Source organism: Paenibacillus sp. FSL K6-1122 (genome assembly GCF_037977015.1).
In the GTDB taxonomy this organism is placed as follows: Bacteria; Bacillota; Bacilli; order Paenibacillales; family Paenibacillaceae; genus Paenibacillus; species Paenibacillus amylolyticus.
Genome location: NZ_CP150272.1, coordinates 1,331,872 through 1,356,793, shown reverse-complemented (window position 1 = coordinate 1,356,793; position 24,922 = coordinate 1,331,872). Strand labels below are relative to the sequence as shown.

The 24,922-nt window shown below is 47.7% G+C and carries 22 protein-coding genes; 4 read left to right on the top strand and 18 right to left on the bottom strand.

Annotated elements, in window-relative coordinates; translation table 11 throughout:
* Positions 1-13 precede the first annotated feature (13 nt).
* From NSQ20_RS05955 to NSQ20_RS05945, 3 genes are all read right to left on the bottom strand, one after another.
* On the bottom strand, positions 14-1,624 hold the full coding sequence (locus tag NSQ20_RS05955) for a 3' terminal RNA ribose 2'-O-methyltransferase Hen1 (RefSeq protein ID WP_340032094.1): 1,611 nt from the start codon (positions 1,622-1,624) through the stop codon (positions 14-16).
* A 413-nt stretch (positions 1,625-2,037) separates the two neighbouring features.
* The gene (locus NSQ20_RS05950; RefSeq protein ID WP_340032093.1) at positions 2,038-2,853 is read right to left on the bottom strand and encodes a nucleotidyltransferase domain-containing protein; all 816 of its coding nucleotides are present in this window, start codon (positions 2,851-2,853) and stop codon (positions 2,038-2,040) included.
* Between the two features lie 26 nt (positions 2,854-2,879).
* Positions 2,880-4,373: a TROVE domain-containing protein gene (locus NSQ20_RS05945; protein WP_340032091.1), complete on the bottom strand. Its 1,494-nt coding sequence runs from the start codon at positions 4,371-4,373 to the stop codon at positions 2,880-2,882.
* A gap of 371 nt (positions 4,374-4,744) precedes the next feature.
* Between NSQ20_RS05945 and NSQ20_RS05940 the strand changes: the two genes are divergently transcribed.
* Positions 4,745-6,100 (top strand): WYL domain-containing protein, encoded by a 1,356-nt coding sequence (locus NSQ20_RS05940; RefSeq protein WP_339285839.1) that lies wholly within the window; start codon positions 4,745-4,747, stop codon positions 6,098-6,100.
* Positions 6,048-6,932, top strand: coding sequence for a WYL domain-containing protein (locus NSQ20_RS05935; protein WP_339285837.1), 885 nt, complete (start codon positions 6,048-6,050; stop codon positions 6,930-6,932). Before NSQ20_RS05940 ends, NSQ20_RS05935 begins: the two co-directional genes overlap by 53 nt.
* Before the next feature lie 244 nt (positions 6,933-7,176).
* On the opposite strand, the gene NSQ20_RS05930 is transcribed toward NSQ20_RS05935, so the two are convergent.
* The 6 genes from NSQ20_RS05930 to NSQ20_RS05905 all read right to left on the bottom strand — a co-directional run bounded on the left by NSQ20_RS05930 (position 7,177) and on the right by NSQ20_RS05905 (position 11,365).
* Positions 7,177-7,677: a hypothetical protein gene (locus NSQ20_RS05930; RefSeq protein ID WP_340032090.1), complete on the bottom strand. Its 501-nt coding sequence runs from the start codon at positions 7,675-7,677 to the stop codon at positions 7,177-7,179.
* Between the two features lie 179 nt (positions 7,678-7,856).
* Positions 7,857-8,597: a hypothetical protein gene (locus NSQ20_RS05925; protein WP_036672426.1), complete on the bottom strand. Its 741-nt coding sequence runs from the start codon at positions 8,595-8,597 to the stop codon at positions 7,857-7,859.
* A complete protein-coding gene (locus tag NSQ20_RS05920; RefSeq protein WP_076251262.1) occupies positions 8,594-9,292 on the bottom strand; it encodes an ABC transporter ATP-binding protein in 699 nt (232 codons plus the stop codon). The genes NSQ20_RS05925 and NSQ20_RS05920 overlap by 4 nt, the downstream gene beginning before the upstream one ends.
* Positions 9,285-9,671, bottom strand: a complete 387-nt coding sequence (locus NSQ20_RS05915) for a GntR family transcriptional regulator (RefSeq protein ID WP_036606428.1) — start codon at positions 9,669-9,671, stop codon at positions 9,285-9,287. The genes NSQ20_RS05920 and NSQ20_RS05915 overlap by 8 nt, the downstream gene beginning before the upstream one ends.
* A 225-nt stretch (positions 9,672-9,896) precedes the next feature.
* Positions 9,897-10,763, bottom strand: a complete 867-nt coding sequence (locus NSQ20_RS05910; RefSeq protein WP_143781503.1) for an aldo/keto reductase — start codon at positions 10,761-10,763, stop codon at positions 9,897-9,899.
* Between the two features lie 44 nt (positions 10,764-10,807).
* Positions 10,808-11,365, bottom strand: coding sequence for an STM3941 family protein (locus NSQ20_RS05905; RefSeq protein ID WP_076329453.1), 558 nt, complete (start codon positions 11,363-11,365; stop codon positions 10,808-10,810).
* A 563-nt stretch (positions 11,366-11,928) separates the two neighbouring features.
* Here NSQ20_RS05905 and NSQ20_RS05900 point away from each other — a divergent pair.
* Complete coding sequence (locus tag NSQ20_RS05900) at positions 11,929-13,938, top strand: S9 family peptidase (protein ID WP_076329452.1); 2,010 nt, start codon at positions 11,929-11,931, stop codon at positions 13,936-13,938.
* Positions 13,939-14,068: 130 nt separating this feature from the next.
* Here the strand turns inward: NSQ20_RS05900 and NSQ20_RS05895 are convergent, their stop codons facing one another.
* Positions 14,069-14,758, bottom strand: a complete 690-nt coding sequence (locus NSQ20_RS05895) for a stalk domain-containing protein (protein ID WP_076329451.1) — start codon at positions 14,756-14,758, stop codon at positions 14,069-14,071.
* Positions 14,759-15,168: 410 nt separating this feature from the next.
* Here NSQ20_RS05895 and NSQ20_RS05890 point away from each other — a divergent pair, with 410 nt between their 5' ends.
* The gene (locus NSQ20_RS05890; RefSeq protein WP_340032088.1) at positions 15,169-16,362 is read left to right on the top strand and encodes a MalY/PatB family protein; all 1,194 of its coding nucleotides are present in this window, start codon (positions 15,169-15,171) and stop codon (positions 16,360-16,362) included.
* Positions 16,363-16,553: 191 nt separating this feature from the next.
* Here NSQ20_RS05890 and NSQ20_RS05885 read toward each other — a convergent pair whose 3' ends face one another.
* The 8 genes from NSQ20_RS05885 to NSQ20_RS05850 form a co-directional block, all read right to left on the bottom strand.
* Complete coding sequence (locus NSQ20_RS05885) at positions 16,554-17,159, bottom strand: ATP-binding cassette domain-containing protein (RefSeq protein WP_340032087.1); 606 nt, start codon at positions 17,157-17,159, stop codon at positions 16,554-16,556.
* On the bottom strand, positions 17,149-18,105 hold the full coding sequence (locus NSQ20_RS05880; protein WP_340032086.1) for an ABC transporter ATP-binding protein: 957 nt from the start codon (positions 18,103-18,105) through the stop codon (positions 17,149-17,151). Before NSQ20_RS05880 ends, NSQ20_RS05885 begins: the two co-directional genes overlap by 11 nt.
* A gap of 2 nt (positions 18,106-18,107) precedes the next feature.
* A complete protein-coding gene (locus NSQ20_RS05875; protein WP_340032085.1) occupies positions 18,108-19,109 on the bottom strand; it encodes an ABC transporter permease in 1,002 nt (333 codons plus the stop codon).
* Positions 19,106-20,101 carry an ABC transporter permease gene (locus NSQ20_RS05870; RefSeq protein WP_047841855.1) on the bottom strand — a complete coding sequence of 332 codons (996 nt, stop codon included), beginning with the start codon at positions 20,099-20,101 and terminating at the stop codon, positions 19,106-19,108. Before NSQ20_RS05870 ends, NSQ20_RS05875 begins: the two co-directional genes overlap by 4 nt.
* 42 nt (positions 20,102-20,143) lie before the next feature.
* Entirely contained in the window at positions 20,144-21,802 is a 1,659-nt protein-coding gene (locus tag NSQ20_RS05865; RefSeq protein ID WP_340032084.1) for an ABC transporter substrate-binding protein, read from the bottom strand.
* A gap of 286 nt (positions 21,803-22,088) precedes the next feature.
* Positions 22,089-22,628, bottom strand: coding sequence for a nickel-responsive transcriptional regulator NikR (nikR, locus tag NSQ20_RS05860; protein ID WP_340032083.1), 540 nt, complete (start codon positions 22,626-22,628; stop codon positions 22,089-22,091).
* Between the two features lie 52 nt (positions 22,629-22,680).
* The gene (locus NSQ20_RS05855) at positions 22,681-23,706 is read right to left on the bottom strand and encodes an alpha/beta hydrolase (RefSeq protein WP_340032082.1); all 1,026 of its coding nucleotides are present in this window, start codon (positions 23,704-23,706) and stop codon (positions 22,681-22,683) included.
* Between the two features lie 80 nt (positions 23,707-23,786).
* The gene (locus tag NSQ20_RS05850) at positions 23,787-24,890 is read right to left on the bottom strand and encodes a hypothetical protein (RefSeq protein ID WP_340032081.1); all 1,104 of its coding nucleotides are present in this window, start codon (positions 24,888-24,890) and stop codon (positions 23,787-23,789) included.
* Positions 24,891-24,922 lie beyond the last annotated feature (32 nt).

Sequence of the window (24,922 nt, the reverse complement as noted above, 5' to 3'; positions counted from 1 at the left end):
CCCGTTTTTCCACTCATGATAGACTCTCCTTTCTCCGTTCAAAAATGACCAGTTGGGTAGGTTGTCCATAGCCCTCTACATGCTCACCGATACCCTTAATTTCATAGCCATAGTTCCCGTGCTGCGTCCATTCCTCACACCGGGAAGCCAGCTCCGCACGAGTCCATTCAAAGCGATGATCATGGTGACGGAAACTTTCCTGCTCCATTGCATACACTTCGTTATATTCTTTGTTTGGTGTAGTGACCAGTAGCACTTCTGGCTGATAATCGTTCATGATTGTATCCATAATTCCGTTCAGACGATATTCCTCGATATGCTCAACCACTTCGCACAGAATCATAACGTCCTGGTTTTGCATCTGCTCGTCAAAATAAAACAGTGAACCGATGATTGGCTCGGGCATAGCCACCACTCCAGAACGACCCTCGAGCTTCGCGAAGCGCTCCATGGCCCGAAGTCGTGACTGGCCCGAAGGTTCAACGGCCAGAATCGACTCCACACCGGGAATGTACGCCAATCGGGCAGATAGCTTGCCTTCCCCTGCTCCCATATCTACAATGCTCCGTTTGACTGGCAACGCTGCAATCACATCTGTAATCGCACGATAACGCAACTCGTTTAACCGCACAGGAGGTTCAGATTGTTCAGATTGCCCGCCATCTCCTCCAGCTGTACCTGTATCTACATCAGCAATCTTTGCATCACCATCTTCTATCTCTGTATCTGCATCTGTACCTTCACCTGGACCTCTAGAATCTGCATTCAGTTGCTTCTCATCGCTATCGGACTCGGACCCCAGGTACTCTTGTTCTCCTTCTTCCTGATGCCCTGCTTTATTCTCCTGAATAATCGATTCCGAGGTGTGGCCTATTCCTCTCTCCTGTCCAAAGGACACAGTCAAAGCACCCTCTTGACGCTCATACTGCCGAATCAGTTCGGTAAAACGCAACGTACGCTTCACAATGAGTTCTTTCAGTGGGTGAGCATCCAGCCACCCTTCACCATACCGTTTGATTTTATCGATCTCATCTTCACTGATGAAATAATGTTTGTAATTATCCAGCACTGGAATCAGTAGAAAAAGCTGACGCAGTGCATGTTGTACCGTGTTACGTCCACGCAGGATGATATGGCGAACCGTGCTTTTATTTTTCAGATCAAATGAATACGATAGTTCTCCACGCTCCACCGAAACGGCGTATCCTAATGGCGAGAACAATTCTTCCACAACTCGATCCGGCAGATCGGAAGCCACCGGTCCAAAGGTCAGTTCCAACTCAAAAGCATGACCTACCCATTGCACATAGTCTTCCTTGGGCTTACCATTCAGGGCTGTTCCTAGCGCCCCACGTATGTAAGAGCAGAACAGGCTGCTGGTTACGAACTCACGATCATTGATATATTGCGTAATGTCATACCCATCAGGTGTACCTCTGACCAGATCCACAGGATCAGGCTCGGCATGAATTAGTACTTCTGTTTCGTTCTCTGTAGCCGCAGTGTACACCATTCTTACACGCACACCTTTGTCTACGCGGTCATATATATTCAGCGGATTCTTCGCTAATAAATGGGATACAACCCCCGCGTCAGCGCCGCTTGCTTTCAAGATCAGATGCATCAGTTCTCCTCCTTATATATGAAAAATGTCGTCACGCACTAGAGCATGTCTTCAAACCTGCTGAAAGCCCAAGCGTACTTAAACGTCCCGGAGCCAAAGCAACACAAGTGCATGATGGAGCGCTAACGAATCGCTGGCGTCTTATTTCATGATGAGAAGCCCCCTTGAAACCTAACGAACCCAAGTCACGCTATATGGGGCTAAACCGCCATTTTCCAGCCTTTTATCCGACTTTTTCGCACAATAACGTGTCCCATGTTCCTTACATTTTAAAAAGGCACCCTGGAGGCCATATAAGACGTCCTGTGTTTCTTAGAACATACTCTCCCTCGTGATTCTTCACATTCAGCCAGCCGACCTGGACTATAAAACGTTCGGACGCGGACATTCATCATCGAATCGTTCGCCCCTGGTTAGAAGAAACTCCCTAGTTGTTCGCCCCACACCTCTTGTAATGCAAAACGGAAAATCCGGTCCAATTCTTCAAATTGAATAATCTGCTCATTCTCCATCTGGCCAGCCATTCGTTCAAAATGCTCGATCTTCTCCGCCAAAAAAGCTTGTATTGCTGGCAACTGCGGCTCCAGATCCAGTTCCTCGCCCTCCTTTTTCCGGCGCAGCAATTCATGAATCTCCGTATATAGCGGTGTAGTCGCAGGTACAAGTTCTTGCACAAGCTCTTCAAATGCCATCGGTGGCATTGCATCATAACGTTCGATCCAGCCACAAGCCAGTAAGGGACGAAGAACATAGAAATACTTTTTAATCCTCACCTGGTCCCCTTGTAAATAATCGCGGAAGTTCCCCTTTGCCATATTGAGATAATGATACATGCAGGACTTTGGCGAGAAGGTCAAAGGCGACAGTGCACGGATATGCTGTGCCACATTATACTGTTCATCATACTGAATGGGGGATTGCAGCCACTCCAAGAGTGGTGGATTTGATTTGCGAAACAGCTTCAACGCCTTGCGCAGATCCCAACCATTGATATCGAGCTGGTCACTAATTGGGCGTTCGATCACATCCCTTTTATCCTCAATCGACAAGTACCACTCCAGCGGTCTCACATACAGGAAACGCACATCATAATCACTATCCTGTGAAGGAAATCCCCAGGCTCGACTGCCCGATTCACAGGCATAGATAATCCTTACCTGCTCCTCCTGTTCAATTTGCTTCAGCTGTTGTCTAATCGTATCTCTCATTTCTTCATGAACGTAGCTCATGGTCAGCCGCCTCCAAATCCCCTCAATTAAATCTCTATCCCTCTCACCCGGTTCGCGAGTGTATCATATCCTGCCACAGTCTCGGCAATATACGTCAATACCGTTTCACTCCAACCGTAGATGTAAAAGGTTTTTCCATCCCGTGGCGGTACCATTGCCTGCTGATAAGGTGCTATATCCACAATAAATGCCTTCAGCTCCGGATTCATCATCCGCCGATATCGCTCAAGCTCAGCATATAACGGGCTGCCTTCATTCTGCTGTTCATCGGTGATCATAATGATCTGATCCACTTTTTCTCCGATATCCCGTAGTTCCCGCACTGGTCGACCGGTGTCTGTTCCACCTTGTGCGCGAATACGGTGAGCTTGGGAAAGGATGCTCTCATCCATCTTGGGACGAGCGTCCTCAACCATATGGTCGAATAACCAGAACAGTGCGTTACCTCTTGTTTGCTTATAAAGCGCCAGTGCCAGCACCGAACCAATCCGTAAATAATCCCCTTGCATGGAACCGGAACGATCTAGGAAAATAGCCGTTCTTCCCGGCAGCGTTGGTAGGTTGCCAATGGATATCTCTACCGCTTGTCGCAAAGCATCCCGCAGCTCTTCCCTCGCAATCATTTCATATGCACTGGCGAATCGGAATGGTAAGATGCGCGACTTACGCAGGGCTTCTGCATCCGTTAGACGACCTGTTACGTAATCGATATTTTTCGATTTTTCAAAAACTCCCGCACGATCCATTGCATTCAGATGGCGCAGCAACGCAAAAGTCGGCATCTGTGACATTAACGCCTCCCACACCGTACGTGTCGGTTGCATGATCGAGGTGACCACCGAATACGGGAGTTTACCTTTCTCGATCAGATGCATCCGACTTGCCGGGTTTGGGGTAGCTTTCAGCTTTTCAAGCGCCTGCAACTGCGGAAGTTCCGTAAGATCCACCTCATGCCCGCGCAAATAACGGAATAAGGCTTGTTGCTTCGTATCTATCGGCTTGGGATGTGCTGTAGCGATCATATCGCCCAGACTGTATCCACGCCCACGCCCGTTGTATTTGATGGCCCAATATTCAGTAATGCCGTTCAAAAATTGACTCACCTGACGCTTAACCGCTCGCCCGCCCTGTCCCCGACCAGTTCCTCTTAGAATCGTCAGAAAATCGGCCAAGTCAGCCGGTGTCTGTACGACCTTGGAGAACACCTTTGCAAACTGATCTGGGTCCACCTTGGACAAGAGTGCCAGCCCGTATAGAGGCTGTAACCGCATCAAACCTTCATTACGAGCATAGACCAGCGCCCGCGCCATAAACCCTGCATCGACCTCAGCCATCTCCTGATGACTGACCATCGCATCGTCCATCAGTTGCTGTGTATCTGTATAAAACGTATTGTTCAATGTATTGGTCATCAACATCTGTATATATTGTTCCTCCACCAATCGCTCATAGGCTCCGTAGCCCCCATGATTACGTGTCGTTGGCTGAGGTTGATTAAATAATTGTTTCGCTCTGCTCATCACTCATGACCTCCCGGTGTGAGTCTATTTGCTGTTCTTTCATAATAAAATGTTCCGAGGAAAAAGGTGGGAAGGTATAATACCCGCTCTACCGCTGAGCTACACCGCCATGAACGGCGGCGATTGGATTCGAACCAACGACCTGGTCGATTAACAGTCGAAGTAACCCTCCCTGGCGCCTCGGAACCTTGATCCACAGCGCTTGTTGCTGCCCCGCTTCACAACCTTATTATGCCTCACACATTTGCACGCGAACATGGCGAAAGTATGGCGACGAATCATTTTCTGAAATGGAGTCAATCTTCATAAGTTTAAAATGAAACCTTCCGCTCATCCTGCTACAATGAAGTGATAACGAGGAGTGAATGTTCATGGCAAGAGAGAGTTTTGACAAAGAAATTCAGTTCTTACGCATGTTATCCCTAACAAGCGGTGCGTATAACCGTAAACAGTATGCCGAGCGACTTGGCATATCCGTACATACCTTTGATAAAACCAATCGCAGATTAAAAGAAATCATGCAGACCGTCGCCGACCAACGCTCAAGTGCCGAAGCAGGCCGGGAAATGGCAGATCTCGTCCGCTTCCAATACGGGGAGTCGGCAGAGCCTATGTTGCTCTTCCTCTTCCGCGCCAAGTCGATGAAAGAGACTGAAGTTCAGCGGCTTTCTGTCCTTTTGCATACCTTACAACATAAAACCCTGACCGCGATGGAACTGCTGGACGCCTGCTGTGCTGATCTGCCGGAGGATCTGGCGTTACCTGACGAGAAAACCATTCGTTCCGATCTGAAGTATCTGGAAGAGGTTGGGGTTATCCGAAAAGAGCCGGGTGGCAGACCGTATCGATATGCTTTACAACAGGACGTCCTTACCGAATTGACAGCGGAGGAACAGCTGGAGTTGTATGATTTTGTGGATATGATGGCGAACACCCAGGTTCCTTCCGTACAGGGGTACTTATTGCGCGACAGTTTAAAAAAAGCCATTACGGCAAGTTTCCCGCAAGAAGAAGCTACCGAGCCCTATATCTATAAGTATCACTATTATTCTCGTATCCTGGACGAAGCTCATCTCTACACGCTACTTAGTGCGATTCGTCAGCGTAAACGTGTGCAGTTCCTATACTATTCACCGAAAAAACCATCCAGCTACAGTTCACAGAATACGAATCCACGCTTTGAACGGGAAGCAGGTGGTCGATCCAACCGGATCGTGCCCCTTGAAGTGATCTATGACCATCAGTATGGTCGTTGGTATGTAATTGGATATCAGGGCCGGCGCGGCTTTGTGAAATTCCGCATGGAAGGCATAACCCAACTGGAGGAACAGGATTCAGTAGAAGAGCAATACATGCTCAAACTGAAGCAGCAGTGGACCGACATTAGTCGCTACAGTTGGCTCGTGGATACGGGAAATACCGTGACGGTTCAAGCTCGCTTTTTCCACCCGGAGCGTGGTCAGCGCAACTTTATTCTGGATCGGGTTCGTCTGCAAGGTCAATGGGGCAAAATTATACCCGAAACGGATCATACCTTTCTCTACGAAATCCAGGTCAACGGTACCACCGAGATCAAACCGTGGTTGCGGAGTTTTGGCTCAAGCTGTGAAGTAATCGCGCCTCAGAGACTACGCCAAGAGATGATCAAGGAATGGAAGGAGATTGCGGAGTATTATGAACCTGTTCGAGAAGATGTTCAATTACCAGATGATGACACGACTGAATGAAACCGGACTGTTCACCTGGACCTCACAGGAACGGGCCTGGCTTCGCATGATGCTGAATCACCCTGCTGCGAGAGAAGCGCTGAGCCCTGTAACATTGGATAAAATGTACAACATGCTTAATGGTGAGCAGGACCTGAACCTTCAGGATTACCTGACCGAAAAAGCCAAAAGCGAAGAAAACAGTGTCTCTCACCCACTACTTCGACAGTTACGGCTAATCATTCTGCATCATCAGGGATTTCGCATGACGGGTCGCGTCCGCAATGGACGCACGAGCCATGATGAATTCGGCTTCCCGTACAAACTGGAGTATTCCATGGTCAAAAAAGAATGGTACGTGCTCTGGTATGCTCCTCGCTTCGACAAACTCATGTCGACCAAGCTGCACAGCATCGTTACCGTGGAAGCCCAACCGGTTGAACCGGATACCGCCTCGGGTTACACTGCCCGAATTGCTGCGATAACAGAGAAGCGTAAAACGACCATCACCATCGAGGTACTGCCCGAGTTCAATCAGGAGCTGTCCCGAATCCTCTATGCCTTCTCCTGCTTCGAAAAACAGGTCGAGTACCTGGAAGCCAAGCAGACATATCGGATCGAGCTGACCGTTCCGCGCAATGAGATGGATTACGTCTTATCCAAAATGCGTTTTCTCGGCAAACGGGTTCGAATTGCTGACCACACAGTGCTGCGGGAGCGAATGTCCGAAACAGCTGCGAAGGCATTAGCCCGTTATGCGGAAAAAGATCCTGATATGCATTCCGAATGCTCCAATGAAGTTCAGCACCGCCAACGTGAGGAAGGCTCCCTTGCGAAAGCCGATGGTCAATGATTTTGTAAGATTGGGTTAACCATAACTATTGCTCAAAAGCAAACCCATATAAAAAAAGGTCTGGAGAATCTCATCCAAACCTTTTTGGTATACCTGCTTGCTCGTAAAATATCGTGAAGTGGCAACCAGCTTTACTCCGTTCCACTTAAAATCGTTTCCAGTGTCCAACACATTGCTATGAACAAGGTTAAACGAGTCTTGAAGGGACTGCCTTTGCTAAGATGACGGTTAATGCGCTCCTGTACTACGCTCCACCACTGCTGGCAGCCGAGTTCCGTCTTTTATTAATCGCGTGCACGCCCATGACCACTGCAATTAATTCATACGTGTCCAGTTGTTCCGACTGGTTATCTAATACAAATGCCCCTGAACTAAACCAGCCGCTGGTGCGACGGAAACTGGCCACGATGCGGCCACCACTGCCACTTATATCATATTCCTGCGAAAATGCTGGGGCAGACACATCATATGTACCTCGTGATCCTGCGTCATATTCATACTTTTTACTAAAAAAACTAAATCTGGGCCGAAGCACACCCAGATGTCTCCCATCTGCTGCAGTGATATCCCAACGATTCGTTAACATGCGAAATTTACCGCTGCAGACCAATCCCGTGTTATCCGATACATCAAGCGAAGAACCAAAGACACTTTTCAAATCCAGATGCCCGGCCTGTTCCTGGTTCGGATTCATAATCTCGGTGTAACCTGCGTTAAAAAAGTTATCCCTGAAGTATAATTCCATAACGCTTCCTCCTTTCGCTTACATATCCTTTTGTTCTCTTTAAACTAATCTCGCATCGAGCACACAATATATTTATATATACGTATAATTAATGGTAATGGATTCAAAAAGTGGATTATTACTGGATGCAAAAAACGAGCAACTCTGGTTGCTCGCATCACGTTCAAATTATCCTGTCATCAAACTTCGACTTTTTTGTTGTTCAAGTAAATGGTAGCCCATACCAAGATGACCGCCACAATGACTTCAAATACAATGCTTCCCCACATGCCGTCCGACCATAGTACACCATTGGCTGTGATTGCAATACCTGTACTTTCTTCCGTATACCGGAACATCTCATTTGGACTGAAACGTCCTGTCGTAATGATATTTTCCAACCAGCCAAGCAGATTAACGAGGACAAAGAATGCAACGATTCCAATCCATGGCCCCGTTCTCCAACGGAAGCTGCCTGCAATCGAGATCGAAAGGAAGATAATGACGGTCATGAATACCATAACCCATGCGCTAAACAGCAACAAACTAATATAATCCGAAACATGCAGACCCGAAAGATCAATATTGGTAGCCATGTTCATTCGTAGCTTCATTGAGATATAGATGTAGGCATGAGTCGCGAATATAATGACTAACCCCAACCCGCAAAGTAGTCCAAAGATCAAAGGAGACAACACATGTGATAGGCCCGTTACGGGTAACAGACGGCGATTATAAGAGCGGATATTGGACGTGTATGTTTTGATCATTTTCACATAAATAGCCACACCTACTCCAACATAACCCATAATGCCAAGCACAATCCCTGTGACCTCAGACACGAAAAGGGAAAGCCCCACTTGAGCGATAATCAAAATAACTAGCCCAGCCAGCAGTGTATTCCAGTTCCTTCTAAAGTCATACTTCAATAATGTCATCATTCCGCATAGACCTCCTTGAACATCTCATCCACACTTTTCCCATATTTCAGACGGAGCGTTTCCACTTCTTCCCGCATCACCAGCTCACCCTCGCGAATAAAGACAACTTCATCAAAAATCCGTTCGATATCATTCACAAGATGCGTGGAGATGATCAGACTGCTGTCTTCATCATAGAATTTGACGATCGCATCCAGAATCTTGCCACGCGCAACCGGATCTACTCCGCCAATCGGTTCATCCAGCAAATACAGACGAGCCTTACGAGAAAGTGCCAGTGTTAGTTGTAGTCGTTCATTCATCCCTTTCGACAGATGCCGTACCCGGTCACTCTCGACAAGGTTCATGAAGTCCAGCATCTCCCGCGCCTTCTCTTCATCAAAATCAGCATAGAAATCGCGATAGTACGCAATCGCATCCCGCACTCTCATCCACTTCTCGGTTAATGGGCGATCCGGCATAAATGAAACCAACGCCTTCGTCTCCAGCCCAACAGGCTTACCTATGACTTGAATCGTTCCGCTACTCGGATGCAACAAACCTGCAACCAGCTTCATGAGCGTACTTTTTCCACTACCGTTGCTACCCAGCAGACCTACGATTCGTCCCGGTGCAATATCCAATGTAATATTACTTAGCGCTTTCTTATTGCCATATGTTTTATTGATCTGGTTCAGTTCAAGGATGTTACTCATGCGTTGTTCCTCCCTTTCCTTCCGCAACGGCATCGGCTACGATGGATAAGATATCCTGCTCTTCGATCCCCAGTTCCTGCATTCCGGTCAGAAAGCGTTCCAGCAATTCACCGGCCATCTCTTTTTTGATCGTCATAATCTTCCGCTCCTCACTGGTCACATATCTGCCCAAGCCCCGTTTGGTTTCGACCACTTCTTCCCGCTCAAGCTCCTGAAATGTCCGTTGTACTGTATTTGGATTGATCTGTAGTTCAGCTGCCAGTTCACGAACCGAAGGAATTTTGTCACCTGCCTGAAGTGTCCCGGTTACAATCTGTCTCTTGATGTACTGCATGATCTGCAGATAGATTGGTAAATTGTTATCAAATTCTATAGTCACAAAGCTCTCGCTCCTCTCTGTACTGGTGTGTTAGTTACATAGTACACTAGTGAAATAGTGTTGTAAAGCCCATTTGTTAAAATATATATTCGCTCAATTGATGGGCCAGCTTCGACTATTGATATCCATACAAAAAAAAGAGCAGATCGTGAAGATCTGCTCTGCATAACTTTATTAATCGTATTGTTACCTTATTCATATGCTTATCCAATAAAAAAGAGCCAGCTACACGATATCTAGAGGTACTTTGCCTTTAGGTGCAGGGAATGCCTCATCCAAACGGGCGAGTTCCTCTTGTGTCAAAACGATATTCACTGCTGCTGCATTGTCTGCCACATGATTCAGCTGTACCGCCTTGGGAATCGCCAGCACATCTCCATCCCTGATCACCCAGGCTAATGCGATCTGCGAAGTCGCAACTCCTCGATCCTGTGCAATCTCCTGAATGACTGGATGCTCCAACAATTCACTTCGAAGTCTGCCACCCTGAGCCAGGGGACAATACGCCATTACAGGAACGCTCCGTTCCCGCATCCAAGGAAGTAGATCATGTTCGATACCACGCGAAGCTGCATGGTAGAGCACCTGATTCACCATGCACTGAGACCCCTCCGGCAGACTCCATAACTCCTGCATATCCCTTGTATCCAGGTTTGATACACCCCAGCGAAGAATTTTACCAGATTGCTTTAATTGTTCCAAAGCCTCAACCGTCTCTTCGAGTGGTACTCCCCCTCGCCAGTGGAGCAGATACAGATCCAGGCGATCTGTTCCTAAGCGCTTAAGACTACGTTCACAGGCCGTAATCATCTGCTTGCGATCCGCATGATGGGGATACACTTTGGATACGAGAAAAACTTCATCACGATAGCCCGCGATGGCCTTTCCCGTAACAACTTCTGCCCCGCCTTCTGCATACATCTCCGCCGTATCAATCACGGTCATTCCCAGTTCAATGCCGGAACGCAGTGCGCGTACTTCTTCTTGCTGGCTGGATTGTTTCTCTCCCATGTTCCATGTGCCTTGTCCTATCGCAGGCAGTGCAGTTCCATCCGGAAGTAGAATCGTGCGTGTTTGATTACCATGCATCATCTATATTCCTCCATTCTGAAGACTCTATGGACATTGTGACCTCTCTAACGACGACTATACGAATCATAAATCATATTATCACTCACATGTCTCCAGTGGCTCATCATCATGATATACAATTGATCCAGTGGCACTGTGAGGCTACTCTGGGCAACGCTGATGGTCGCATCGACCATATTGCTGTTGACCGTCATCAATTTGCGTTTCATCCCGTTCTGGCGATCCAGAAAGGCTTTCTCGTCCCGCAATTTGACCCCGATCATTTTCTGTCCCATCAATTCATACATAAAAATATTCTCAACGTCGTTCCAAGCCACGGCTCCTCCTGCGGTATAAGAAGATGCATCCACAAACCCATCCTCATCGATTACAAAAGAAGGTTCCTTCTTAATCATCTTTACCAGACTGTAACAGAAACATAGCCCAAAAAACAAAATGGATAGAAGTCCAATCACATCCGAAAGGATGGAATCATTCGTAACTGAAGAACGATCAAAAATCAAAAAAAATCCGGCTGCCACAAAGAGTGCCGCCCCTGCCGTAAGCCACGCCATTCGTTTCCGGTTTGGATATTCCACATGTTGCTCATAGGATGTGCTCAACGTGACGTTCCTCCTCCATTGCGACTGAATCATACGAGTTCTATATAAACGAATGGCTAAGAACCAAATACCTGAAATGTAGAACAGGAATTGCATTGTACATTAAACCAAATTCACCAATGTTAAACATTAAAATTAGACCGTTTTTCGTCATTTCTGCGCTTATTCAACATTAGGATTCGTCATCCTTCGAGCAAATCCTTTTAACACACCTATATGAATTGAACTAAAGAATGTTTGCACCGGCCACTCCGATGACAGAACAACCTTCCGATCGCTGTTATCCCCAGATTTTTCGATTCCACTTTTTCAAAGTGAAAATCCGGGGATAGCCTATGCTTCCGATGCAGCTTTCTTTCAGAAAGCTTTTAGGCGAACGCTCCGCTTCTTCAGGTTATTTCTGTCCTCTACGTTACGTGCAAATATTTAATTCAATGAATATACATTGTTAAATGTCTTCCCCCTCCCTCATTACACTTATTGTCCTGTCCCTTGCTTTCCGTTAATATAAATGGAAAGGTTAGGAAATTAACCAATTCTAATTCATGGTGGGAGGACAAACAATGATGAGTCAGCGCGGCATAACATCGGAAGATCTTTATCAGATTACATGGGTTAATGATCCAACTCCGTCCCCTCAAGGCGGACAACTGGTATATGTAAGCCGGAAAACGAATGAAGCACGTGACGGTTATTGTTCTCACCTAAGACTGCTGCATCTGGGGAGTCAGAAGGACAGGCCCTTTACCTCTGGTGAGAAGGATCATTCCCCTGCCTGGTCGCCCGATGGGTCTCAGCTTGCCTTTTTAAGAGAGGTTGATGGGAAATCCCAAGTGTGGATTATCGCATCAGATGGCGGGGAAGCACAGCAAATCAGTCACCTGAAACATGGCGTCAGTTCCCTACTCTGGTCACCAGATGGTCATACTTTGCTTGTGAAATCATCCGTGGATATGAGCGGAAATGAAGAATCAGAACATACAGATCCTATAGACGATAAACCCAAACTGCTGCAAGAACATGTCGTAGACCGGATTCGCATGAAGTCAGATGCCAGTGGATTGTGGAACGGTCGACGTTCCCACCTTTTCGCTCTCGCACCGATCGATGCGGAAGCAATTCCTGTAACTACAGGTCATTATGACGTCGGAGACTACGCCTGGTCCCCGGACGGAACATCCATCGCTTGGATTGCGCAGATGCCTGAAGAAGGCGAGGACCATAATGATTACACCCTGACTAATCATGTGTACCTTGCCAAAGCAGACGGATCGGATGTGCAACAGTTGACCCCGGAAGGGTATACGTTCAGCCGACTGGCCTTTGCACCGGATGGACAATCTCTTGCACTGCTCGCCAGTGACCGTTCCTATGGAAATGCCACGCTTGTGAAGTTGTACACCCTTCAGATATCAGGTGGTGAACTCGTATGTCTGAGCACGGATTGGGACGTACAGTTGAATCACAGCATTGTTGGCGACATGCGTTCACATCTGACAACCACGGGGCCAGTATTCAGCAGGGATGGTTCTTCAATCTTCTGTCTGGCGACCATCCATGGTAGTGTACGCATCGCCAAATTCGCTCGAGACGGCAGCAGTGCCGACTATATATGGCCTGACGAACGGGAGATTTATCAATTTGCCGAGTTGGAAAACGGGCAGATCGTTGCCGCTGTAGCCGATACACTAAATCCTGGTGATCTATATATATATGAACAACCGGAAGATCCTGAGGTAGAACCGATTCAGCTCACCCGCAGCAATCCACAGCTTGAGGATGAGATCCACCTTAGTACACCTGAGACCTTCTGGTTTAATTCCTCAGATGGCCTGCGACTGCAAGGATGGATCATGAAACCTCATGGCATGGTCGACGGGGTCAAAATCCCGACCATTCTGGAGATTCATGGCGGCCCGCACATGATGTATGGTTTTACATTTATGCACGAGTTCCAAATTCTCGCCGCACAAGGCTACGCTGTTGTGTATATCAATCCACGCGGTGGCCTCGGATACGGGCAGCAGTTTGTAGACGCCTGTCGCGGAGATTATGGCGGTGGCGATTATCGCGATCTCATGGAGAGTGTGGATTATGCCCTGTCCCAGTATGAGTTTATCGATGAATCACGATTGGGCGTAACCGGGGGCAGTTATGGTGGCTTCATGACCAACTGGATTGTTGGACACACGGACCGCTTTAAGGCGGCTGTTACCCAGCGTTCCATCTCCAATTGGCTATCCTTCTACGGTGTAAGTGACATTGGATATTTCTTCACGGAAGACCAGATTGGCGGTAACGCGTGGGATGACACGGAAAAGCTGTGGAAACATTCCCCACTCGCTTATGTGGGCAACGTGAGTACTCCCCTGCTCATTTTGCATGGCGAACAGGATCTGCGGTGTCCAATTGAACAAGCCGAGCAGTTGTTCATTGCATTGAAACGGCGCAAGCAGACCACAAGACTTGTTCGTTTCCCAGGGGCAAACCACGAGTTGTCCCGCGGAGGTCACCCTCACTTGAGGGTACGCCGTTTGGAGCATATTGCCGGATGGTTCAACGAGTACCTGTAACGGACTAATATTTAGACTATTAATTCAGAGTATAGAACCAGATATGGATTCAACCCTAAAAGCCGTCCAATGAAATCTGTTATGATTTCAACGGGCGGCTTTGGCTGTTCACTTTTTATAGAAGGAAAGATTACTCTTCGCCCCACACTACGGTGATTTCATTCAGATCCTTGTTGGTTGCAGACACCGAACCTGTGATCGTTACGGCATATTTGCCATCTTCACGACCCACAATGCTGAAGCCATCTGCCTGGATATCCTGAGTGTTCTGACTCAAGTTTTTGGTCTGGTAGTAGTCTTTGTAGGATGTTCCAACGGTTAGCAATGATTCTTTGGTTGTGTACGTGAGCACTACTTTTTTGTCACCATCCATTATGTTCTCAATGAGACTTGTCGCCTTTGCGTCCTTAGGTAATGGGAAATCTGCAGGCAGATACTTCGACTTCACACCTGCCGCCTGTGAGTTCGTGCCTGTAGATGGTGATGTCGATCCGCTGTTGCCGCTGGATGTTGACCCACCGGAGGAGCTTGAAGAGCCAATGCTTACTTTATTGTTTTGGGAATCATACTTCACTTCGGTCTTTAACGCATCGGCAATCGAACGAACCGGGAGATATGTACTGCCTCGATATGTAATTGGCGCAAGCTTTTTGCCCTGGTCACCTGTCGGTGTAAATTTCTGTCCGTTCACTTCGATGGCGAGCCCATGGTTTAGATAAGCTTTGATTGTCTCCAGTTGTGTACCTGCATATACACCTGCCGATCCGGTTAACACCATGCCAAACACACCTGCAGCAATCAACCACTTTTTGCTTTTCATCCCTAAACGCCTCCTGAGTTCAAATGTCAGCCTTATGCATAATACGATTCAAGCGATCGCTCGATGTACGCGAAAGACTCATGTAGTTATGCTCATCATGTATGGGTACGAGCTTATTCGGATAACAGCCCGTTGTTCCACCAAATGTTAGCAATATAATAGCATCTGACAAGAGGTTGTAAACGATAAATGGACAAAACAGGACCAAGGGCGTACAAAAATAGTCTTTGTCGTATGCCCGCTGTTCTCCAGCTCCTTAAGTTGTTCTTATATGAATAAAGTCCTGAATCCCGGACCATACATATGAAGCTAATCATACACGCACAACAGTTGCGAAATTAACCAATGTATTAGATAATTATTTGTCGATTTGTGGTCGAAGGAACGGAACTCAAGGGGGATTAAATACGATGAATAACAATACCAGTACATTTGATCAGTCTATTAACCGGATCTCTACCGGATCAGAAAAATGGGATGCGCTTGAGGATATCTTCGGAGCCGCTGATGCGCTTCCGATGTGGGTGGCCGATATGGATTTTGCTGCTCCACCATCCGTCATTCAGGCCCTGCAAACTCGGATGGAGCACGGGATTTTTGGTTATACAGTACGGACTGAAGCGTATCATACAGCTGTTGCAGGCTGGATGGAACGGCGCCACAACTGGAAAATTAACGATGACTGGATTGTATTCACTCCAGGTATTGTGCCCGCACTCAGCATTGCTGTACAACGATTCACTCAACCGGGAGATGCTGTAGTCATCCAAACCCCGGTGTATGCTCCCTTCTATGAAGTAGTACGTGGTCAGGGCCGTGAACTGATCACCAATCCTTTGGTAGAGAATAACGGTCATTACACGATGGATCTGGAACAACTGGAATCCAGCTTACAGACCGGTCGGGTCAAAATGCTGATTCTGTGCAGTCCTCATAACCCGGTTGGACGGGTATGGACTCGTGAAGAGCTTGAAGGGCTTACGTCATTGTGTCTGCAATACAACGTACTGATGGTTTCAGATGAAATCCATGCCGATCTTGTTCATCAGCGCGGAACTCATACACCACTGACCCTGATCTCGGACGCCGTCTCTGATCTAAGTATCATCTGTACGGCTCCAAGCAAAACGTTCAACATTCCTGGCCTCTGCACATCCAACATCATTATCCCCAATGCTAAGTTACGGGAATCGTTCGCGCAGGGTGTAAAAACGATGGGACTTGCCAATATCAGCACACTGGGGGCTGTCGCAACCGAAGCTGCTTACAATGATGCCGAGGAATGGCTGGATGAGTGCCTTGCCTATATCCGTGGAAATATGGAGTATGTACAGCAATATGTTGCGGAACATATGCCTCAGATTAAGATGCATCTGCCCGAAGCGACCTATCTGTTATGGATGGATTTCCGGGAGCTGAATATCCCACATGCACAACTATGCAATATGCTTCTTCATGAAGCAGGGCTTGCTTTCAATGACGGGAGCTTCTTTGGAACAGAGGGCTCAGGGTTCATGCGCATTAATGTAGCCTGTCCACGTTCCACGGTTGAAGAGGCGATGCGCAGGTTATCTGTGTTGTTAAGCAATGTGTCGGGCAAATAAGCTGTCAGTTACATCTATGTACGTTGCGAACAAAACGTGTACTGTTTGTTAAATGGTGAATATTTGTCAAAAGAGAAAAAAGGGTGCCCCGTAGTCAAGTCCATGACTCATATTCATGGTCAATGACTTCACAAGGGGCACCCCTTTGTATTCGATCATTTTATTTATTCAAAACATAATTAAAATTACAGTCACATCGATATCGGCATCGGTGTAATTCTGTCGCACAACCTGTTCAGCAAATCCCGATCATGGCTTATGATCAGTAATCCCAGATCACGCTGGCGAGCCACTTCCATCACGGTATGCCAGATCTGTGCCTGAGTGATGGCATCCAGCATCGTTGTCATCTCATCTGCGATCACGTAACGTGTCGCTGTACCAAGTGCCCGCGCCACACAGAAACGTTGCAGTTCTCCACCGGATAATTCACTCGGCCTACGGTCCAACCAGGCTTGCTGAATACCCAATGCTTCGAGCAACTGTTCATCCTGCACAGACGCCTCTTGCAGCACGCGGCCCATTCGCCAGCGTGGATTCACAGCTTTCTCCGGATGCTGGAACACCAGCTGAACCGGACATACTCCTGTACGTGGGAGTGGTTTCCCATCCAGAAGTACTTGTCCTGCCACAGGTTCGGCATATCCTGCAAGGATGCGACCAAGGCTTGTTTTGCCACACCCACTTGGTCCCCACAAGCCAACGACTTCGCCTTGTTGCACCTGCATATTCATCTGCTGGAACACCCACGATTTCGGATCGTAACGGTAACTCACGTCCCGTGCTTCAAGTGACATGGAAACACCTCACTTCTCCGCCTCGTACCTTACGAAGTTCTGGACGTTCGCGGGTACATACAGCGGTTGCTACGCTACATCGGGGAGCAAATGAACATCCTGTCGTGATCTCTTGACCTGCCAACGGTTGGGAGCCTGGGAGTAGCTGAAATCCGTTCTGCGGCAACGCATTCCAGAGCGCTTTTGTATATGGATGACGCAGACGTTCTCCATTCCCTTTAAAATCATCCACCTGCGCCGCCTCTACATTGGTACCTGCATAAAATACAGCGATGCGATCCGCTGCCGTCAGGGCTGTCGTGACATCATGGGTGATCCATAGAATGCCTACGCCTTCATTTGCAAGCTCGCGAAATTGCTTCATCGTCTCGGCCAGCACTTCGGGATGAATGCCTGGTGTCGGCTCATCTGCAATGATCAGCTTGGGCTGACCTGAGGTCGCTGTCGCCATCAACACCCGCCTTGCCATACCTCCGGACAACTCAAACGGGTACTTTCCGGCTGTTCCTTGAAGAAGATGATATCGCTCCGTCAGCTCCTGCTCCGTCTTTTTCATATGGGATCGAGTTATGAAGCCGCGCTTCCGTCCCGGATTTCGGGTTACCGGCTGAACTTGCCTTCCCACCTTCATCAGGGGGTCCAAATAACTGACGGATTGCGGGATTAACACCAGTTCATCTCCACGCAGATGAAACTGCCGCTCTGGGGTTAAAGGCTCGCCATTATATCTAATTCTACCTTCCAACTTGGCATTGGCAGGTAGAATGCCCATGATGGCCTGCGCCAGCACACTTTTACCCGATCCGCTTGCGCCTACAACAGCCACGATCTCGCCCTCATTTATGGAAAGATCCAGATTCTGAATGACGTAAGTCTGTTCGTGCCCAAACCAGCCGCGAGCGCGCCGAAATGACACCGACACTCCCTCAATATCAAGAAGAGCCATATTTACCTCACCTCCCTTGAACTACCCGTACCCGTTAAAGTCTTCAGACTATTGCCCAATACATCAAACGCACGAACAACCAGCAACAATGCCAGTCCAGGGAAAAAGGCGAGCCACCACATGCCAGCAGATAAATATCTCATCGACTCTGACAAAATAATTCCGATTGCCGGTTGTTGCGGGGACAGCCCCAGCCCCAGAAACGTAATGGCCGCCTCATGCAGAATCGCATGGGGAAAGATTAGCAATACGCCCACGAACAGTTGTGGAACCAGATGTGGCAGCATATGCTGCACCGCAATCTGTAACCGCGATTGACCCAACTTGTGTGAAATCTGAATGTATTCTGCGGATTTCAGTTGAATCATCTCCGCTCGTACAATCCGGGCCAGATTCGGCCAGTGCGTCAGCGCAATCGCTGCCGCCACTCCTGCCAGACCTCCACCGAATACAAAGGCCAGCATAACTAGCGATACCAGATGAGGTACACTCAGGAACAGGTCGATAATCCATGAGATTACCCGGTCAGCAACCTTGCTTGAAGCGGCAGTCAAACCCAACAGCAGTGCGATCAATCCGCCACCACATGCAGCAAGCAATCCCACTTGAATGCTGGTTGCCAATCCTTTTAACGTACGCATGAACATATCTCTTCCGAGCCAATCTGTGCCAAATGGATGCGCCCAGGTTGGAGCCAAATTCCGATCCATTAGTGAAGTCAGCGTAGAACCAGCGGGAAGCAGTCTGCCCGTCAACCACACAACGGCAATCCAGATCACCGCCAGGCTTCCCCAGATCACCGCTCTTTGGCGAGGGTTGCGGAAATTTTGGTCTCTGGCAGCCGTATAATCTTTTCTCGATGGGCGTGATGTTCCTGTTCCATTCCCAGCTTGTAGAGACTCGGTATTAATGTTGTACCGTACCTCTTGATTCGCAGTTTTCACTTTCTGTATTTTGGCTGTTTCTGTCGTCTGCTCGGAGGAGCGTTCTACCGTCTGCTTCATGACATCAGCTCCTCCTTCATCCGTGGATCAATCAAGCGATACAGAATGTCGGCAACCATATTACCTGTAAAAACAAAGATTGCACTGCACATCACAAGTCCGAGCAGCAATGGAACATCTCCACGCAACCCCGCCTGAACCGTTGCCTGACCAAGGCCGGGGTATGAAAATACCTGTTCTGCAAGCACAGCCCCACCAAACAGTTCACTGAACGAAGCAAACTGCAGCGTGATGGCTGGCAAAACAACATGTCTGAACCCATGTCGACGGAACAGCTGAAATCCACGCTCACCTCGCGCTCTCGCAAACAGAATATAATCTGACTCGAGCACATCTGTGAGCTTCTGCCGGGTATGCAAAGCAATAGAGGCTACCCCGGTCAGGCTGAGAGTCAACGCTGGCAAAATCATATGAATAACCCGATCTCCCCATGTAACCTGATCAGCTGACATCCCGGCGGGTACTCCAAGCCCAACCGGAAGCCATCCAAGCCACACACCAAATACCATCAGCAGCAACAGCGCAATCCAGAATACTGGCGTGGAAGCCAGCGTATAACAATACCAACAGATCAGGCGATCCAGCTTCGAATCCCGTCTCATGGCGGCAACTACACCAAGAGTGAAACCAATGATGCCGGATAATATCCAAGCTACAGCCATAAGTGCGACAGAATTCATGAATCGTTCCTGGATAATATCCGCTACAGGCTGTCTGTAGATCATTGATGTCCCCAGATCTCCCTGAATCAGCGTTTGTCCCCAGGTTAGTAATCGTTCCACGGGAGATTCATTCAATCCCCAACGTTCTTCGATTAAACTGCGCTGTTCGGCGCTTACCCTGATCATGTCTCCACCAATGTAGGCTTCGATCGGATCAACAGGAGAGAATTGCATTAATATAAAAGACAACACACTGACTCCAACCAATAGAGATACAAGTCGCAACATTTTAAAACCAACAAATCTGGCCCATCCATTCCTGCCTGTCATCCAATCTCTCCCCAATTCAGGCTAAAGCTACCGGTACGTTTCCTACTTTGTACTGTTATCCCAGGACCATTCCTCCAGATTGGTTGTCACCGGCCAGCCGTGACCATGAGGATGGATCTGCTGCTCACCAATGTTCAGTCCATTCGTAACCAGATACAGATGATCTATATTTACGAGCCATGCCCATGGCGCATCACCCTGATAACTGAAACCTGTTGTTCCATCCCATTCCGCTTTCTGCCAGAACGGCAATGCCTCTTCTTCACTTGTTGCCTGAAGGGCTTTGTCCATCCAAGAATCCACGACAGGATTACTATACAGCCCCACATTGTAATACCCTTCTCCTTTGTGAGTACTGCTATAGAGGTTATAGGTTTCCAAAGGGTCATGACTGCCCCACCCAAACAATACAGCGTTGGAGTAAGCCATCTTTTTTGTCTCTTCACGGCTTTTGCCTTCAACATTGATTTTGATTCCCGCCTGGGCTACCATATCCGCAGCAGCCAGTGCCAGAGATTGTCTTGTTAAATCACCTGCAAAATAAAGCAGATTGAACTCGGCCTTAACGCCGTTTTTCTCGACGATACCATCACCATCCGCATCCACCCAGCCACCAGCGGCCAGAATCTGCTTCGCTTCTTCGAGATTGGCATCTGTAAATACAGCTTCTGCATTGTTCCAAGGCAGATCATCACTGACGGAATAAGCCGGACGACCGTACCCTTCCAGTACACCCTCAACCAAAGCCTCACGATCAATCATAACGTTCACCGCTTGGCGAATCGCCAGATCAGATGTCACATCATTCCCTGCGGGAAGACCATCGCCCGACTTGGCACCAGCAGGTTGCATGGGGAACATGATGCCCCGGTTATCTACGGTTTTCACGGCCTCTAATGTCATGCCATTCACCTGTTGTTTGCTAAACGCTGCCGGGATAGCAGCGATATCCACCGTACCTGCCTGCGCAGCGGCGTAGGCTGCATCTTCATCCAGATAGAGGAAGGTGAGTTTGTGGAATGCAGACTTGTTACCATAATATTCTTCATTCGCTTCCACGATGGCCTGTTGTCCTTTGTCCCACTGAACCAGCTTGTACGGCCCTGATCCGACTGGATGTTCTGCATAATCAGCGCCATAGGCGTGTTCAGGTACAATGCCAAGTGTCGTCAGCAGACTGATGAATGTAGACTGCGGCGACTTCAGTGTAAATACAACTGTGCTATCATCAGGTGCCTTCACATCAGCCATATTCGTCAAATCAATCACAGACCCACTCTGAGCAGCCGTATCAAACGTAAATTTTACATCTTCAGCCGTAAGTGGCTCCCCATCAGAGAATTTTACATCGTTCCGGAGTGTAACCGTCCAGGTCAGCCCATCTTCACTAACTGAGTATGCCGTAGCCAGATCATTAACCAGTTGTAACTTGGCATCCCGCTTCAGCAAGGTACTCTGGAAAAGTGGTGACCCATATTGCCCCCATCCGGTTGTTGGATCAAACCCACCTTCCGGCTCGGTGCCAACCGCCAGCACCAATTCGTCTTTGGTTAAGGCTGTACCTGACTGTCCATTCTCTGCTGATGAAGCTATTGGCGCTGTGCTCTGTGCACAACCAGATAAACCAATGGAACATACAAGCAAAATGCCTAATCCTGTTCTACCTTTTCGTTTTCCCCATCTCCATGAAAATCTGCCCATTCTGGTCGTTCCCCCTCTAAAGTTGTGCTGCACTCCCTTTTTTCGTGTTACTTTTCAGAGAAATTGTAGCACAAAACACAAACCATATGTCAACAAAGTTCACTTCATAATCCATATTTTTTCATATTTCAGAATTAATAAATAAAAAGTTGTATAACCGAGCATTTGTAGCGCTCTATAAAGTCAGGTATTATAACAAACAAAAAAAACAGACGGTTGGCATCTAACCAATAGTCTGTTTTTTTAGATTTGCTATATTTTCATAGAAATTACACCCGTATTTGTCTTACTCCGCAGAACGATGATGATGACTGTGACCATGCTGACCCGCACCTTGATTGTGATGATCCAGACTTTGATCCGGATTGCCAACCTGACCGCTACTCTGAGCATGAGCCAGTTTGTTGAGTTCATCTACATAAGTCACGGACAACTCCGCATACAAAACACCTTTTTGTACCTGGATCTGTTGATGCAAATGACGCAATCGTCCCAGATTCCCTCGTACGGCAATTACCTCCAGGCATTGGTCATGGTTCAGGTGCACGTGCATATTGGAAATGATGTCATGATGCACCTCGTGCTGCAGCTCCATCAAACGAATGGGAAGATCACTGATATGGTGATCGTAGACCATCACAATGGTGCCTGCCACATCCTGGTCGGATTGTAATGCAGAAGGTTGCAGTAATGTTTTGCGAACAAGATCACGGAAAGCCTCCGATCGGTTTTTGTATCCCTGTTCCTCAATATACTGGTCAAACTGCTCAATTAGAGGTGTAGGAAACGCCACCCCGAACCGGGTCAAATCTTCTTTATCTGCCATACTTCTCCTCCTGCGCCCTCATTTGCTTCGAGTGTACCACAGACTTGTCTGCTCATCGACTATACTGTTGCATGAATCGTACTGCCGAATGTATCGCCTGTTGTCCAGCGTCACTCTCCAGATCAAATTGATAATCATGTCCCAGCTTCTCTGATGAGTTTGAGAAAAACAAGGTTTCCACCTCAACATCAAGGCGCTTCAAGACTTGTGCCAGCTCAATCGATTGACTGGTCAACGGGTCATCATTGCCTGAGGTAATAAATGCAGGCGGGTACGCTGCTGTGGCCTGAAGCACGGTCGACATTTCATGCAGTCGTGGATAGTCTTCAAATGTTTTGACTCCCGTATATGACCAAAGAAACGTCCGTATGAGTGGAAAACCTGTATTGGCTACCGTACTTAGATTGTAAGGACCACAGAATAGAAGAACCCCACGCAGCTCTTCTGGCTGGGCGGCCGGTGTTATATTCATCAGTTTAGCCAGAGATGGATTGGTCACCACTGCCGCAGTCTGACTTGCAATCTGGGCACCTGCCGAATTGCCTGCGAGAAATATGTTTTCCGGGTCACCCTGATACTCACTGACATGGTTCTTCACGTAGGTCAAGGCCTTATTCGTCTGGATCACGGGCATGGGATATTTCGTATCCGGTGCGAGCGCATAATTCATACTGACGACAACGTAACCCTGTTTGGCTAATTGTACGGCATAATCTGCGATATCCTTTTTGTCACCCAAGACCCATCCACCACCATGAACCCACAACACAACAGGCAAAGGTTCCGATGTTACGGAAGGATAATAGATATCCAGTGTACTGTCATTACGCCCTTCGTCTGCATAGGGTACATCCACAACACGAGTTATCCCACCCGAGAGCATAGTGTCCTTGCTATTTGTGTCTGTATTAGCAGTTTCAATTAATGATTTTAATAAAAATACCGTTATTTTGGGTGTCCATTGTGTACCAATCCCAATAAAACCTATGATCAAAATTAGTACAACGCTGGGAATCCAGTAACGTTTACGTTTAAAACCTTTTGCCCCCGTACGTTTCGTTTCCAACTTGGACTGCAATAGCTCCACCTCGTTCCATCATCATCGAAGCGTCTTTACATCTAAAGTTGTGTACGTTGCAGAGAGGACCGGGTTTCCTCTTATTTGGGTCTCTTGGCGATTTCCTGTCTGACTTTCACATACGTAGTGGATACGTTTTGCTCCAGTGTATGAATACTTTGTTTTGTTCCTGCCCACTTCTCTGCTACAGACGCCAAGGTGTTCAATGAGCTGAGTACACGTGACGTTTGGCTTTGTTTTGTACTCTGTTTGAACTGTTGTAGAGCTTTGGAATATCGTTCTTTTGCCAGACTCGCCTGTTTTTTAGCCGTTTGAATCTGTTTCTTCGCGGAGTCGGCCCCTGCTAGCATAGCTCGTAAACGTTTTATTTCAGCGCTCTTCCGTTTACGTGCTTCAGCAAGTTCCTTTTTCTTGATCCGGATGTCTTCTCTGGCAAGCTTCACAACGGGTCTCAACGTATCTGCCTGTGTGCGGATCGCTGCACTCCATTCCTTATTTTTGACGGCTTTGGCTGCATCCAACTGTCTATTGACTGAACTATAGAGAGCGAATAGTGGTTCATATCGGGCTTGGGTTTGCTTCACCTTTTCAGCTAGAGCTGCGACCTTCGCATCATCGGTTTGTCTTATTTCTACACGTAATCGCTCCAATTCCGCGGTATTGGCGGCATGAAGTGTCTTTATTTTTTGTTCCCAAACCTGCTCTTGAGCCTTCCAGTTCCCCACTTTCTCGTACGCTTGCTTCAACGTTAACTTGGTTTGTGCGTCGGCTTTGTTCAAAACAGAATCCCATGCTTTTTGCGCGGTTACGCCAAGATCTATGCCCGCAGCCTCCACTGAAGAAGCAAAATAGATCGTGCCTGCGCTGAAAAGAATTACAAGCCCTATAAGCAGGCGTGATCCAAAAATAAGATGAGTCAACGATGGCAATTGACGACGCCGGACGTTACTTTGTTCCATCATGTGACTATGGCTACCTGCTATTGGAGAAGGGAATAGAATGTCACTCGTCTCCATTAAAGCTATTTCTTCTGTAGATATATCTTCGATATGCTGTCGCCCCTTCTTCTCTTCTACTAAACCGTGATGTTCTATGAAGTTATGAGAGCTTGATCGTTCCAATAGGGAACAACATACCATGGCCTCCTGTTCATTTATCGTTTCCTTCCATGCTTCTGTTTGCATGTGTCTCTACACCCTTTCTTCTAAAATATTTA

Coding starts and splice junctions, on each gene's coding strand:
- NSQ20_RS05955 (WP_340032094.1), bottom strand. CDS start 1,624: ATGCATCTGATCTTGAAAGCAAGCGGCGCTGACGCGGGGGTTGTATCC.
- NSQ20_RS05950 (WP_340032093.1), bottom strand. CDS start 2,853: ATGAGCTACGTTCATGAAGAAATGAGAGATACGATTAGACAACAGCTG.
- NSQ20_RS05945 (WP_340032091.1), bottom strand. CDS start 4,373: ATGAGCAGAGCGAAACAATTATTTAATCAACCTCAGCCAACGACACGT.
- NSQ20_RS05940 (WP_339285839.1), top strand. CDS start 4,745: ATGGCAAGAGAGAGTTTTGACAAAGAAATTCAGTTCTTACGCATGTTA.
- NSQ20_RS05935 (WP_339285837.1), top strand. CDS start 6,048: ATGAACCTGTTCGAGAAGATGTTCAATTACCAGATGATGACACGACTG.
- NSQ20_RS05930 (WP_340032090.1), bottom strand. CDS start 7,677: ATGGAATTATACTTCAGGGATAACTTTTTTAACGCAGGTTACACCGAG.
- NSQ20_RS05925 (WP_036672426.1), bottom strand. CDS start 8,597: ATGATGACATTATTGAAGTATGACTTTAGAAGGAACTGGAATACACTG.
- NSQ20_RS05920 (WP_076251262.1), bottom strand. CDS start 9,292: ATGAGTAACATCCTTGAACTGAACCAGATCAATAAAACATATGGCAAT.
- NSQ20_RS05910 (WP_143781503.1), bottom strand. CDS start 10,763: ATGATGCATGGTAATCAAACACGCACGATTCTACTTCCGGATGGAACT.
- NSQ20_RS05900 (WP_076329452.1), top strand. CDS start 11,929: ATGATGAGTCAGCGCGGCATAACATCGGAAGATCTTTATCAGATTACA.
- NSQ20_RS05895 (WP_076329451.1), bottom strand. CDS start 14,758: ATGAAAAGCAAAAAGTGGTTGATTGCTGCAGGTGTGTTTGGCATGGTG.
- NSQ20_RS05890 (WP_340032088.1), top strand. CDS start 15,169: ATGAATAACAATACCAGTACATTTGATCAGTCTATTAACCGGATCTCT.
- NSQ20_RS05885 (WP_340032087.1), bottom strand. CDS start 17,159: ATGTCACTTGAAGCACGGGACGTGAGTTACCGTTACGATCCGAAATCG.
- NSQ20_RS05880 (WP_340032086.1), bottom strand. CDS start 18,105: ATGGCTCTTCTTGATATTGAGGGAGTGTCGGTGTCATTTCGGCGCGCT.
- NSQ20_RS05875 (WP_340032085.1), bottom strand. CDS start 19,109: ATGAAGCAGACGGTAGAACGCTCCTCCGAGCAGACGACAGAAACAGCC.
- NSQ20_RS05870 (WP_047841855.1), bottom strand. CDS start 20,101: ATGACAGGCAGGAATGGATGGGCCAGATTTGTTGGTTTTAAAATGTTG.
- NSQ20_RS05865 (WP_340032084.1), bottom strand. CDS start 21,802: ATGGGCAGATTTTCATGGAGATGGGGAAAACGAAAAGGTAGAACAGGA.
- nikR (WP_340032083.1), bottom strand. CDS start 22,628: ATGGCAGATAAAGAAGATTTGACCCGGTTCGGGGTGGCGTTTCCTACA.
- NSQ20_RS05850 (WP_340032081.1), bottom strand. CDS start 24,890: ATGCAAACAGAAGCATGGAAGGAAACGATAAATGAACAGGAGGCCATG.